Here is a 12,572-nt window from a genome sequence, read left to right on the forward strand (position 1 = left end):
GGCTACGTCCTTCGCGCGTGCAGCAGGAGGATCGAGGCGAGGGACGGTCTGACGCAGGCCAGGCGGTCCAGGGCGCGCAGCGGGCGCGGCACGCCGTGGAAGGGCGCCCCCGTCAGGCGTACGACCTCGAAGCCCGCCGCCGTCACGAACTCCCGCAGCGCCCGGGCCGTGTAGAGGCGCAGGTGGCCCACCACCTCCCGCCCCGGCCTGCCGTGGATCGCGCGCAGGCTGACCTCGGAGAACACCGGCTGTATCCCGGCGGCCAGCAGGGCGCGGTTGTACCAGGCGGCCAGGTTCGGGGTGGACAGCATCAGATGGCCGCCGGGGCGCAGCACCCGGCGGATCTCGTCGAGCGCGGCGTCCGGGTCGACCAGGTGCTCCACGACCTCGCTGAACAGCACGGCGTCCGCCGCCCCGGTGCGCAGCGGAAGCCCGCCGTCCGTGAGCTCGCCGCGCACCGCGTACGGCAGCCGGGTGCGGGCGCGGGCGAGGGCGTCCTGGGACCAGTCGACGCCGACGATGCGGTGGCCGGGCAGGAGGGGCGCCGCGGTGGCGGCCGCGGTGCCGTCGCCGCAGCCGATGTCGACGATCACACGTCCGCCGCCGGGGCCCGCCGGGCCGAGCGCGGCGGCCAGCAGGCGGGCCTGGCGCAGGGAGCGCGGGGTGCCGGAGGCGACGGGGACGGCGGGGTTCTCGTAGAAGTCGCGCAGTCCGGCGGGCTTCTCTGGCGCGGTCGTCATGGCGCGGGGACCTCCGTCGAGTGCAGGTGCTGCGCGAACAGGTCCCGTAGCCGCACGCCGTCGCCGTCGCCGAGCAGGGTGCGGGACCAGCGCAGGGCCAGATGCAGCCGGCCGGCCGTGGAGGCGGTGGTGACCGTCAGGCCGCGCGGCATCCGGGCGGGCGCCGAGAACCACACCGCCCGCGCCCGGCCCGCCTCCGCGCCGAAGTCCAGCGGGTACGGGATGCGGCCGATGTTGCTGAGCAGGATCGTGGACGTCCAGGGGGACGCCGCCCGCCGCAGCGCGCGGGTGGCCGCGGCCCGCCAGGCGACGGGCACGACGGGCGCCGTCAACAAGGCGGCTCCGTGGCCGAGTTGCGGGCGCGGGAGGGACTTCAGGGCGCGGGTGCGGGTGGCGGTGCGGTGCAGAAGGGCCGCCATGTCGCCGCCGTGCATCAACTCCTCCCACCGGTAGGGCACTTCGACCAGCCGTGTGCCGTTGCCGATGGGCATGGTGAGGTCGCGGGGGCGGTCGTCGACGGGCATGGTGATGCGCAGCGGGCGTGGGCGGGCGCCGTGCTCGCGGTTCCAGTGGGCGACGGTCAGCGCCGTGGCGACCATGAGCTGGTCGTTCACCGTGTACGGGGCGCCCTTCGGGCGGTGCGGGAGCGGGAGTTCCGCGACCAGCAGCCCGTTGCCGGGGGTGGTGGACGGGGTGCCGGGGGCGACCCGGGCCGGCCGGGACCAGTTGGACGGGGCGTCGCCGGGGACCCGCGCGGGTTCGACGGCCCGTACGGGCGGTGCGGCGGGGGAGTTGTCCCGGCCGCCGTACAGCTCCGCGGCCGTCGCCACGACCCGCAGGCAGGCCGGGCCGTCCAGGGCGGTGTGGTTGACGGTGAGCACGAGTACCGTGCCGCCGCCGTCCTCCGGCACCGCCTCCAGCCGCACCGGCGGCGCCGTCGTCAGCGGCGGCGCCTGGGCCAGCGCCCGCGTCCGGGCGTCCCGCACCGCGTCCGGGCCCGGCGCCGCGAACGCCACCACCGGCCCGTCCGGCTCCGGCGTCAGCTCCCACTCGTAGCGGCGCCGGTACCAGCGTCCCGGCGCCTCACGCATCAGGATCCGCGGATGTTGGCGCAGCGCCTCCCCGAAGGCCTTGGTGAGCCGTGCCGGGTCGACCGGGCCCGGCAGCCGCACCTCGATGTGCACCGTCTCCGGCTCCTCTTCCTGGAGGCAGTGCCGGGCGATCTCGTCCACGACCGGGAACGGCACGCGGCGCACGGGCCGGCCGCCGGGCCGCGCCGGACGCCCGACCGCGGTCACGAGCGCTCACCGCCCACGCCCTCACCCGGCGTCCCCCGCTTCCGGAACCGGCCCGGCGCGGGCGGGAGATCGGGCAGGGGCCCGCCGCCGGGGGCCCGCGCGGTGAGGGTCGGGCCGGTGGTCGGGCGGGGAAGGAGGGCCGGGGGCGGCTCCGGGGCGCCGGAGGGCGGGCCACCGGCCGGGCTCGACGTCGGGCCACCGGCCGGGACCGTGGGCGGGCCACCGGCCGGAACCGAAGACGGACCACCGGCCGGGACCGGGCCACCGGCCGGCACCGACGAGCCACCCGCCATTACCGACCCCGAGCCACCCACCGCCCCCGCCGCCACCGGCGGCATCACCGCCGTATCACCGGACCCCCCACCCGGTTCGTCCCCGTCCCCCTCCCGCACGCTCACCAACGCCGCGAACAACGCCACCAGCGCCAGCAGTTGCGCCGTACGCCCGAACGCGCCACCCCCGTCCCCCACCGGCTCCCCGGCGCTCGCCGCGGCGACGAGTCCCGCTCCCGCCAGTCCCAGGAACGCGACCGGGACGAGGAGGGCGTGCCGGCGGTGTGCCAGCAGGGCGAGCGCCGGGATCAGCAGAGCCGACCACCCGGCGACGACCACGCCCACCACCGTCAGCGCCACCGTGCCCAGCCACAGCCCCGGCGTCGGCGGCAGCGGCTGCGGCGGGTCGGGGTTGGCGGCGCGGCGGCGCCACAGCACCAGGCCGACCAGGGCGGCGAGTCCGACGCCGCCGCCGATCAGCGCGGCGTCGTAGGTCGTCGCCGGCTCGTACGACAGGCGGACGGTGCCGCCCGCGCCGGCCGGGATCCGCCAGCCCTGCTGCCAGCCGTCGAGGCGGACCGGGCTGAGTTCCCGCCCGTTCAGGGTGGCGCGCCAGCCGTCGTTGTGGTTCTCGTACGTCGTCAGGTACGTGGCGGCCCCCGCGCCGACGGTGAGTTCGCGGTGGTCGCCGAGCCAGTCCCGTATCCGCAGGTCACGGTCGGAGGTCACCGGCTGCGGGGCGGTGCCCCGGGTGAGGGTGACGTCGGTGACGACGAGCGGGCCGGCGTCGCCCGCCTCGACCCGGTGGCTGCCCGCGGTCAGTTCGAGACCGCCGGCCGGGCACAGGGTGACGCCGACCGGCCGCCGCTCCACCAGGTCCCGCACGGTTCCCTGCACGCCGGTCCGGTACAGCTCCCCGTCCACGGCCAGCACCGGGCCCTTGCCGCAGGGCAGGGTGAAGGCGCGGGTGGGGGCGGGCTGCGGGGTGCGGTAGCGGTCGAGGGCGGGGACGTAGGCCTCGGTGAGGCCGACGGGGAGTTGCAGGTCCTCGTCGACGACCGGGTTGTAGAGGGTCAGCGGGGCCGTCTCGGTGATCGTGATGTCCAGGCGGTCGGTGGTGATCGGCGGGAAGCGGACCCAGCCGTTCTCGTCGACCGACGCGATCGCCGCGCCGTCCGGGGAGCTGAGATGGACCTGGGACGGCCGGGACGACAGTCCGCCGGCCGCCGCCAGCACCAGTTCGCCCACCGGCTGCTTGTCCGGCCAGCTCAGACGGATCGTCGGCCGGTCGCCCGCGATCCACGCCGTGGTCAGGTCGCCGTCGGTGAGGTTGCGGGCGGCCAGTCCGGTGCCGAGGCGGGCGGTGGAGTCGGCGGTCGCGGTGATGCGGTCCTGCTGCTCGGGCGCGACCTCGTACAGCAGCCGGTCCAGCTCGGGTCCGGGCACCGCCACCGCGCTCGCCGCCACCTCGTACGTGCCGGCCGTGCCCGTGGTGAAGCGGCGGTGCAGTCCCGGCTCGGTGCCGGTCGGGGACATCCCGGCGGGGTCGGCGACGCGGTGCAGGGAGACGATCTCCGTGTCGGCCGTCGTGCGGGCCGCGTCCGTCGGGAGCCGCAGCATCCGCGTGACCTGCACCCGGGGCAGGTCGATCTCGGCGAAGCCCGCGCCGAGCAGCCCGGCCCGCCGCGCCACCGAGTCGACGATCGTCAGCTTCATCCAGCGGGTCTCGCCCCGGGGCGCCTTGACGGTCTGCGTCGACCCGTCCGGCCGCAGCGGGCTCGTCACCCGTCCCCGCTCGGTCTCCACCCGCACCCGCGTCGGCGCCGACCGGACACCCTCCTGCGGCAGCGGGGTCACCTCGAACGAGGACGGCATCGCGTAGCCGTCGCCGGTGAACCCGATCCGCAGCCACTGCCCGTCCGGGGAGTCGTCGGAGCCCTCCGTCCACACCGTGCCGGGGTCGCCGTCGAAGGCGTTCACCGGGTCGAACTGCGGCAGGTGGAAGAACCAGCTGCCGTACGAGGACGCGGTCACCGAGCGGGCGCCGCGCAGCTCCGCCACCGTCTGGTGGTCCTGGCCGGTCACCGGCAGGATCTGGTGCGGCGGCTCGCCCGCGTCCTGGTGGGCGTCCGGCGCGTTGCGCTCGTCGCGCGTGTACGGGTACGACGTGTTGGCGTTGACCAGCCCGAACCGGGTGTCCGCGCGGCGCAGCCCGTCACCGGTCACCTGGAGCTTCGGGGAGCCGAGGCCGGGATGGTGGTCGCCGGTGAGGACGGTGGCCCGGCCGCGCAGCCCGGCGGCGAGCGGCAGCAGCGCCTCGGGGCCGCCGGAGACCCGTGCGGTGCCGGCGACCGGGTGCAGCGCCGCCTGCCCGGGGCGTGGTACGGCCGGGTCGGCGGGCCGGTAGATCTCCACCGCCCGCTGCCTCGGGTAGAGGCCCTCGACCTGGAGCGGGGTGTCGTCGGCGATCCGGCCGCCGGTCATGACGGGGCCGAGCCCGGTGACCCGCTCGTAGCCGGACTGTTCGAGGGTGCGCTTGACGGTGGTGGTCGGGGTGTAGCCGATCTGGTCCGGGTCGAGATCGTTGCGGACGACGACGTGGAAGACGCCCGCCCGGCTCAGGTAGTCGGCGAGGCCCGGCACTTCGCCGCCCGTCGCCAGCGCCTGCTCGACCGCGTCCATGGCGCGCCGGTTGCCGGGGGTGCCGAAGGGGACGTAGTCGCGCTGCGCCCAGCGGGAGCCGGCGAGCACGTCGAGCGGCTGGTCGATGGTCGAGCCCCACGTGTACAGGCCGTGCGCGGTCGCGGGGACGACGAGGGCGCGGGAGTCGGGGGAGTACTTCTCCAGCCAGTCGGCCGTGGCCTGCCAGTACTTCGGCAGCTCCTTGAACGACCCCGGGTTCAGGATGGACCCGTTGAGATACGGCCACACCAGCCCCGGCAGCACCAGCACCGCCGCGACCAGCGGGGCGTACCGGCGGCCGGGCACCCGGCGCGCGCCGCGCGGCTCGGCGGCGACCGCGACGAGATGCGCGAGCCCGAGGACCAGCGCCAGCGCGAGCCCGGTCTGGAACTTGTAGATGTTGCGGAAGGGTGCCAGCCACCCGTTCAGCCAGTCCTGCACCATCCCGTGGAACGGCGCCCCGAGCCCGCCCCCGTACCCGGCGAGCAGCACCAGCGCGCACACCAGCACCGTCAGCACCAGCCAGCGCCGCTCCGGCAGGTCCCGCCGCGCGAGGCCGGCCAGCCCGAGCCCGGCCGCGAGCGCCGAGCAGACGACCACCACCGCCGAGGCGACGACCGTCCACCCGGCGGGCAGCCACGCCTCCCCGAAGTGCAGATACGCCACCCAGTTCCCGGCCCCGCGCAGCGCCTCCGTCGCCGACATGGTGGCCGTCGTGGTCTGCGAACTCTCCACGTACGGCAGGAAGTTCTCCCCGTACACGCCGAGCAGCAGCAGCGGCACCCACCACCAGGCGGTCGCCACCAGCACGCCCGGCACCCACCAGGCGATCAGCTTGCGCTGCCGGGGCCCCGGCGGGCGGGACAGCAGATACAGCCCCACCGGCAGCAGCGACGCCAGTGTCGACGCCGCGTTCACGCCACCCATGAACGGCACCAGCAGCGCCGAGCGCAGCGCGGCCACCCGGGCGCCGTACCGCTCGTCCGTCAGCGGCAGCAGCACCCACGGCAGGAAGGCGCCCGGCAGCGCGGCGGCCGACGTCGAGCCGACGACCGTGGTGAACACCGGCCACAGCGCGTACGCCACCGCCGCGAGCAGCCGGGTCGCCGGGCTGCCGATCCGCAGCCGCTCGGCGAGCCGCAGCGCCCCCCAGAAGGCCACGGTCACCACCAGCGACATCCACAGCCGCTCGGCGATCCACACCGGTATCTCCACCGTCCGGCACAGCCAGTGGAACGGCAGCATCGGCCACAGATAGCCGACGTACTGGTCCTGGATGCCGCCGAACCCGCCCCGGTCGTGCCACAGCTGGCCCAGGTCGGCGAGGAACCGCCCCGGGTCGACGGTCACCCCCAGCTTGGTGTCGAAGGTCTGCCGCCCCGGCCGCACGACGAGGAACAGCACCAGAACCACGGCCCAGAACCCCAGCAGCCAGCGCCGCGACCGCGGGCCCTGCGGTGGGCCCGCGGTGGTCGCGGAGGTGGGGACGGCTGCCGGGGGAGGGGCCTGGACCGTGGTCGTCATTCGGGACACCGCCGGAGGATGAGGAGGAGGTTCCAGGTGGCCACCTCACGCAGGCCGGGGACCTTCACGATCGCCTCGGTGAGGAACGGCCAGTAGCGGGAGCGGGCCGTGACGAGCGTGACGTCGTCCCGGGCGCGCACCTGCCTGAGGATGGGGCCGATGTGCACGGCGAACAGGTTCTCGCCGAGGGTGTGCTTGGCGGGCCGCCCGGTGCGGCGCCGGTAGCGGGCGCGGGCCCGGTCGGCGCCGAGGTAGTGCCAGGGCGCCCACTCGTGACCGCCCCACGGGGACAGCCAGTTGGTGAACGACACGTAGATCAGCCCGCCGGGCCGGGTGACCCGCGCCAGCTCGCTGAGGAACGTCTGCGGGTCCGCGACGTGCTCCAGCACGTTGGAGGAGAACGTGACGTCGGCGACCCCGTCGGACAACGGCAGCAGATACCCGTCCGCGACCACCGCCCCCTCGGGCGGCTTCTCACCCAGCTCCCGCACATCCGGCTCGAACAGATACGCCTGCGCGCCCCGCCGCCGGAACTCCGCGGTGAAGTACCCGCTGCCGCCCCCGACGTCGACGACCGTACGACCGGCGACGGTCCCGTCGTAGGCCTCGACTTGATCGACGGAGTGGCGGGCGAGCAACGAGTAACACCCGTCCGGGTCCTCCTGCTCCCGCAGAAAGGCCCGGAACAGCCCGACAGACCTGCGCAGCGACGCCCTGGAGGGGCGCGGGGCTGTGACATCTGCGGCTCCGCCACGCGGGCGCGACCAGCCACGAACAACCCGCGGCCGAGTCACGAAGCCCAACCCCGTACGGCCTCGGACGCGACCACCCGGAACTGCCGGACCGTCCGCTCCCACCGATACCGCGCCGCATGATCCCGCGCAGCCTTGCTCATGACCTCCCGGCGCCGCCCCGACAGGGCCAGCGTGCACCACGCCGCCGCGAACGAGGACTCGCCGTGCGCCAGCACACCCGTCTCCCCGTCCACGACGGAATCCCGCAGCCCCGGCACGTCGAACGCGATCGCCGGCGTCTCCCGCGCCGCCGCCTCGGTGACGACGAGTCCCCATCCCTCGACCGCCGAGGGATGCAGCAGCAGCCATGCCGCGCACAGCAGCCGGTGCTTCTCCGCGTCGGAGACGTGACCGGTGAACTCGACGCCGGGCCCGGCGAGCCGCTGCAGCCGGTCCCGTTCGGGGCCGTCGCCGACGATGACGAGCCGGCCGCCGGTGACGGGCCGCACCCGTTCCCACAGCCGCAGCAGCAGATCGATCCGCTTGTACTCGACGAGCCGCCCCACCGCCACGAACAGCGGCTCCGGCGACCGGTCGGCGCGCGGACCCGGGTCCTCCACCCCGTTGTGCACGACGCGGATGCGGTCCCGTTCGACGCCGATCGCGCGCAGCGCGTGCGCCGTCGACGGTGACACGGCCACCAGCAGGCTCCGGGACTGCGCCCCGGTCAGCGCCCAGTGCTCGAGTCTGCGGCCGATCCGCGCGGCGGGCGCGAGGGGGCCGCCGAACCGCATCCTCCACAGGTCGGTGTGAACGTGGTTGACCAGGCACATCGTCGGGCCGCGGTGCCACAGCGGCGCGAGGTACGGCATCCCGTTGCACACCTCCACCAGCAGATCGGTCTCGCCGACCTGGCGGGCGAAGGCGGAGCGGGCCCGCAGATAGTGGTCGTAGGGGCCGCCCACCGAGACGACACGGTAGTCGCGGTAGGACGCGGGCCCGCCGCACAGCAGCGTGACCTCGTGGCCCAGCCGGGTCAGGCCCTCGGCGAGGCGGTCGACGAGCAGTTCGGAGCCCCCGGCGGCGGGATTGCCGAGGTCACGGTGGGCGAGGAAGACGATGCGGCGCGGCGGTGGGGGGAGCGCCGTGGGGCGGTGCTGCGGCGGCGCGGGGAGTGCCGCGCGCAGCGGGGGCACGTGCTGGGGCATGGGTGCTCCAACTCGTCTCGGGGTGCGGAACTCGGCGTGGGGGAGGGGGTGTTCCGGTGGGGCTTCTCGCGGTGGACTCTGTGGACTCGCTGTGTCCGGGGTGGGTGGACAGTTTTGGCCCAGGGCATCGCCACGGCTACTCACCGGGATGACAATTTCGGCGGTTGTTGTAGCTGACGTCACGTCATTTCGTGAGCGCTGCCGGGAGTCTTCCCTTGACGCGGTGTGACCGCCGTGTCGACACTGAGCAGCGACAGGCAGGGGCGGGACTCCCGGGGTGGGAGGACCTCCGGACGATCTCCGGACTCCGGACCAGAGAGGCAGACCCCGCATGTCCAGACTGCTCGCCGCCACCGTCACCGTCGTGGCCGCCGCCGCCCTCGCCGTCGCGGCCGCGTTCGGCGTCGTCGCGCTGCTCGAAGCCACCCCCGACCAGCCGGACACCCCACTGATCACATACGAGGAAGCGGGCCGGGGGAGCCGGCCGTGACCGCCGACCGGACCGCGACGCTCACCCCGCGCTCCGCCTGGCACGACGTGCCCCGGATGCAGGTGCGCCGGTTCTCCGCGATCGCCCTCGCCGAGGCGCCCGCGCTCGCCGAGGAGATCATGCGGGAGATCCGCCGCGAGTACCCGCACCTGCCCGTCGTGCTGGACGAGAACGGGGAGCCGATGGCGCTGGTCGGCATCCGCCGCGCCATCGAGTGCTTCGTGCAGCACCTGGAGCACGTCCACGACGCGGCCGGCCGTCCCACCGTGCCGCCCGGCCTCTTCGAGAACTTCGGCCGCGGCGAGGGACTGAACGGCCGCAGCCTGGACTCCCTCCAGGCCATCTACCGGATGGGCGTACGCCTGGCCTGGCGCCGGTTCGCCGACATCGGCCAGCGCGTGGAGATCCCGCCGCCCGCGATGTACGAACTCGTCGACGCCGGCTACGAGTACCTCGACGGCCTCGTCGACCAGTCCGTGCGCGGCTACGCCGAGGCCGCAGCCCGCCAGGCCGGGGAACGGCTGCGCCACCAGCGCCGCCTGCTGGAGGTGCTGCTCGCCGAGACCCACCGCGACGACCCCGCCGACGCCCTCGTCGAACGGGCCGCGCGGATCGGCTGGCCACTGCCCGAGAAGGTCGCCGTCGGAGTGCTGCTGCGCCCCGCCCGGGAGGCGGTCGCGCCCGCCGTCGGGCAGGGCGTGCTGCTCGACATGGAGTACGAGCGGCCCCGCATGGTCGTGCCCGAACCGGACGCCGCCGGCCGGCCCGAACTGCTGCAGCGCACGCTGACCGGCTGGGCGGGCGCCATCGGCCCGCCCGTGCCGCTCGCCGAGGCCGCCAAGTCCCTGAACTGGGCCGAGGCCGCCGTACGTCTCATGGAACGGCGGCTGCTGCCCGCCGGGGAGGTGCTGTTCTGCACCGAGCACACCGAGGCGCTGGTGCTGCTCCAGCCCGAGGAGCTGATCGACGACCTCGCCGTGCGCTGCCTCGCCCCGCTCGCCGCGTGCGGGCCCACCCACGGGCGGCGGCTCGCGGAGACCCTGCTGGCGTGGCTGGAGACCCGGGGCGGGGCGCCCGAGGTGGCCGCTCGGCTCGGCGTTCATCCACAGACCGTCCGTTACCGCTTACGACAGATACGGCAGTTGTGGGGCGACGGCATCGACGACCCCGACCGGCGCTTCGAACTGGAGCTGGTGCTGCGCGCCCAGCGGCTGCGCGGCGAGATCGGCCGCAGCGGGCCTCAGCCGCGCCGCGCCCGCCCCACCGGCAGACGCACCAGGTCCCGGCCCACCACGACCCGCCCCGAGTAGCCCTGCCGCACCTTCGCGTCCCAGGTGCTGTCGGGGACGATGTTGATCGCCCCGGGCACCAGATGGCTCAGCACCAGCGTGTCCACCCCGGCCCGCTCGGCGAGCGGCCCCAGCTTGCTCGCGTCGGTGTGGCTGATCTCCATGTGCCGCAGCTGGGCGGGTTTCAGCCCGCCGAGCTTCAGCGTGGCGAGGTCCATCACCTCGTGCACCAGGATGTCCGCGCCGCGGGCCAGCCGTGCCACGTTCCCGCAGGGCGCGGTGTCCCCGCTGAACACCACCGAGCCGTCGGCGGTGTCGAAGCGGAACGCGAAGGAGGGGAACACCGGCGGATGCTCCACCAGCGTCGCCGTCACCCGCACCCGCTCGTCCCGCATCACCTCGAACGGCTTCATCGGCGGCGCCATCAGCCGGTCCGGCCCGGCGCCCTTCGGCATCCGGAACCGGATGTCGTGCGCCACGATCAGCTCGCGGATGTCGGGCCACCCCTCACTGCGCATCCGTACGTTGATGTCGTACGCCGTGCCCTGGATGTGCCGCCGCAGCAGCTCGGCCGTGCCCGGCGCGGGGGACGACGGGCTGACCGTGTCCACCGACCGCCCGGCCGGATGGACCGCCGGCAGTTCCCCCGCCGACCCCGGCCCGTACACGTGCACCGGCCCGCCCAGCGGCTGGAACCCCCCGAACCGCAGCCACAGCAGGGCGTACAGGTCGGCGAGGTGGTCGGAGTGGAGGTGCGTCACGAACACGCCGTCCAGCTGCCCGGCGGTCAGCGCCGCCTCCGCGTACCGGCCGAACGCCCCCGGCCCGCAGTCCACCAGATACACCCGCCCGTCCACCACCAGCGCCGAGGAGATCCCGGCCCTGCCGTACATGGGCACGGGCCCGCCGCTGGTTCCGAGCAGCACCAGCTCGGTGCGGGAGCCCCCCTTGGCAGGGGTGGCGGTGGCGGGTGTGGGCCGCAGGGACAACGCGGCGGCGGCACCGAGCCCCGAGGCAGCGGCGGCGGTACGCAGGACGGTCCGGCGGGTGTGAGCGACGGGGGTGACGGATGCGTCAGGGGAACTGGGCATGGCGAATCCCGAGGTGACGAAGGGACGTACGGGCTGCGGGTACGCGGTGAAGCCGCGTCGACAGGTGAGGTTCCTGCCAGCAGTCAACGGCGCGGACGCCCCTCGGGCTTTGGTCCCACCGCCCAAAGTCCGGCGGCTGTTTGGGATCGGCGTACATCATCGGCGGCGATGCGCTAGCCGCGCACAACTCACCCCTGGCTGGATTTCCTGGACAGGTGTCCAGCTATAGTGGACACCTGTCCAGGAACTTCCTGGAGGTGTCTGACGAACGACGGAGTCTGCTGCCCATGGAGATCCTGGCGAACGCGCTGGTCGCGCTGGTGGCGGTGGAGCATGTGTACATCCTGGTGATGGAGATGTTCCTGTGGCAGAAGACGCCGGGGATGAGGTTCCACGGGTTCGACGCGGAGATGGCGCGGCGGACCGCGTCGCTGGCGGCCAACCAGGGGCTCTACAACGGCTTCCTCGCGGCCGGTCTGGTGTGGGGCCTGGTCTGCGACGACCCGACCGGGTTCCGCGCGCAGGTGTTCTTCCTGGCCTGTGTGATCGTCGCCGGTGTGTACGGCGCCACCACCGCCAGCCGCCGCATCCTCGTCGTGCAGGCGCTCCCCGCGGCGCTCGCCCTGGCCGCCGTCCTCGTCGCCGGATGACCGCGGAGGACCCCCGGGCGGCCCGCACCCGGGCCAAGCTGCGGGAAGCGCTCCTCGACGAGTGCGCCCGGCGTCCTCTGGACGAGGTCAGCGTGGCCGCGCTGGCCCGTCGTGCGGGGGTCGGCCGGGCCACCTTCTACGTGCACTACGCCGACCTGGAGGCGCTGGCGGTGGACGCCTGCGCCGATGTCGTACGGGAGGCGGTGGAAGCCCTGCACGCGTGGCGCGGCCGCCCCGACCCGGTGCGGGCGCCGGCGGCCCTGGTGGACTTCTTCACCTCGCTCGCCCCGCACGCCGCCCTGTACCGCACGCTGCTGGCCCCGGGCGGCAGCGGTCCGCTGGGGCGGGTCCTGTACCGGGACCTGCGGGCCTACAGCCTGCGCGAGCGCGAGCTGGCGGAAGCCGCGGACGCCCCGTTGGTGGCGTCGGCCGTGGCCGCCACCTTCACCGGGGTCCTCGCGGACTGGCTGCACGGGCGGATCGAGGCCTCCTCGGAGGAGATCGCCCACCAGTCGTGGCAGCTACTGGTGGCCCTGCACCGCAGCCGGTGAGCCGCCCGCTCAGCCTTGCGCTGACCTCGCGGGGAGCCCGTCC

10 protein-coding genes are annotated in these 12,572 nt (G+C 74.8%); 4 read left to right on the forward strand and 6 right to left on the reverse strand.

Annotation, left to right across the window (positions count from 1 at the left end):
* Nucleotides 1-2: 2 nt before the first annotated feature.
* The 5 genes from ACSU6L_RS25350 to ACSU6L_RS25370 form a co-directional block, all read right to left on the reverse strand.
* Nucleotides 3-740 (reverse strand): class I SAM-dependent methyltransferase, encoded by a 738-nt coding sequence (locus ACSU6L_RS25350; RefSeq protein WP_437060324.1) that lies wholly within the window; start codon nt 738-740, stop codon nt 3-5.
* On the reverse strand, nt 737-2,038 hold the full coding sequence (locus ACSU6L_RS25355; RefSeq protein WP_437060326.1) for a condensation protein: 1,302 nt from the start codon (nt 2,036-2,038) through the stop codon (nt 737-739). The genes ACSU6L_RS25350 and ACSU6L_RS25355 overlap by 4 nt, the downstream gene beginning before the upstream one ends.
* Complete coding sequence (locus tag ACSU6L_RS25360) at nt 2,035-6,516, reverse strand: alpha-(1->3)-arabinofuranosyltransferase domain-containing protein (RefSeq protein ID WP_437060328.1); 4,482 nt, start codon at nt 6,514-6,516, stop codon at nt 2,035-2,037. The genes ACSU6L_RS25355 and ACSU6L_RS25360 overlap by 4 nt, the downstream gene beginning before the upstream one ends.
* The gene (locus ACSU6L_RS25365) at nt 6,513-7,223 is read right to left on the reverse strand and encodes a class I SAM-dependent methyltransferase (protein ID WP_437065050.1); all 711 of its coding nucleotides are present in this window, start codon (nt 7,221-7,223) and stop codon (nt 6,513-6,515) included. Before ACSU6L_RS25365 ends, ACSU6L_RS25360 begins: the two co-directional genes overlap by 4 nt.
* 83 nt (nt 7,224-7,306) lie before the next feature.
* Entirely contained in the window at nt 7,307-8,458 is a 1,152-nt protein-coding gene (locus ACSU6L_RS25370) for a glycosyltransferase family 4 protein (RefSeq protein ID WP_437060330.1), read from the reverse strand.
* 331 nt (nt 8,459-8,789) lie between these two features.
* Between ACSU6L_RS25370 and ACSU6L_RS25375 the strand changes: the two genes are divergently transcribed.
* Both ACSU6L_RS25375 and ACSU6L_RS25380 read left to right on the forward strand, forming a co-directional pair.
* Nucleotides 8,790-8,948, forward strand: a complete 159-nt coding sequence (locus tag ACSU6L_RS25375) for a hypothetical protein (RefSeq protein ID WP_437060332.1) — start codon at nt 8,790-8,792, stop codon at nt 8,946-8,948.
* On the forward strand, nt 8,945-10,258 hold the full coding sequence (locus ACSU6L_RS25380) for a helix-turn-helix domain-containing protein (RefSeq protein ID WP_437060334.1): 1,314 nt from the start codon (nt 8,945-8,947) through the stop codon (nt 10,256-10,258). The genes ACSU6L_RS25375 and ACSU6L_RS25380 overlap by 4 nt, the downstream gene beginning before the upstream one ends.
* Here ACSU6L_RS25380 and ACSU6L_RS25385 read toward each other — a convergent pair.
* Nucleotides 10,189-11,328, reverse strand: a complete 1,140-nt coding sequence (locus ACSU6L_RS25385) for an MBL fold metallo-hydrolase (protein ID WP_437060336.1) — start codon at nt 11,326-11,328, stop codon at nt 10,189-10,191. The genes ACSU6L_RS25380 and ACSU6L_RS25385 overlap by 70 nt on opposite strands.
* Nucleotides 11,329-11,615: 287 nt before the next feature.
* On the opposite strand from ACSU6L_RS25385, the gene ACSU6L_RS25390 reads away from it, so the two are divergent.
* Both ACSU6L_RS25390 and ACSU6L_RS25395 read left to right on the forward strand, forming a co-directional pair.
* Nucleotides 11,616-11,978, forward strand: coding sequence for a DUF1304 domain-containing protein (locus ACSU6L_RS25390; protein WP_437065052.1), 363 nt, complete (start codon nt 11,616-11,618; stop codon nt 11,976-11,978).
* Nucleotides 11,975-12,529, forward strand: a complete 555-nt coding sequence (locus ACSU6L_RS25395; RefSeq protein WP_437060338.1) for a TetR/AcrR family transcriptional regulator — start codon at nt 11,975-11,977, stop codon at nt 12,527-12,529. The genes ACSU6L_RS25390 and ACSU6L_RS25395 overlap by 4 nt, the downstream gene beginning before the upstream one ends.
* Nucleotides 12,530-12,572: the final 43 nt, after the last annotated feature.

Source organism: Streptomyces sp. enrichment culture (assembly GCF_964272855.1).
GTDB lineage: Bacteria > Actinomycetota > Actinomycetes > Streptomycetales > Streptomycetaceae > Streptomyces.

What these genes read in the sequence shown, in the direction of transcription:
- ACSU6L_RS25350 (WP_437060324.1), bottom strand. Translation starts at nt 740, where the DNA reads ATGACGACCGCGCCAGAGAAGCCCGCCGGACTGCGCGACTTCTACGAG.
- ACSU6L_RS25360 (WP_437060328.1), bottom strand. Translation starts at nt 6,516, where the DNA reads ATGACGACCACGGTCCAGGCCCCTCCCCCGGCAGCCGTCCCCACCTCC.
- ACSU6L_RS25370 (WP_437060330.1), bottom strand. Translation starts at nt 8,458, where the DNA reads ATGCCCCAGCACGTGCCCCCGCTGCGCGCGGCACTCCCCGCGCCGCCG.
- ACSU6L_RS25375 (WP_437060332.1), top strand. Translation starts at nt 8,790, where the DNA reads ATGTCCAGACTGCTCGCCGCCACCGTCACCGTCGTGGCCGCCGCCGCC.
- ACSU6L_RS25385 (WP_437060336.1), bottom strand. Translation starts at nt 11,328, where the DNA reads ATGCCCAGTTCCCCTGACGCATCCGTCACCCCCGTCGCTCACACCCGC.
- ACSU6L_RS25390 (WP_437065052.1), top strand. Translation starts at nt 11,616, where the DNA reads ATGGAGATCCTGGCGAACGCGCTGGTCGCGCTGGTGGCGGTGGAGCAT.
- ACSU6L_RS25395 (WP_437060338.1), top strand. Translation starts at nt 11,975, where the DNA reads ATGACCGCGGAGGACCCCCGGGCGGCCCGCACCCGGGCCAAGCTGCGG.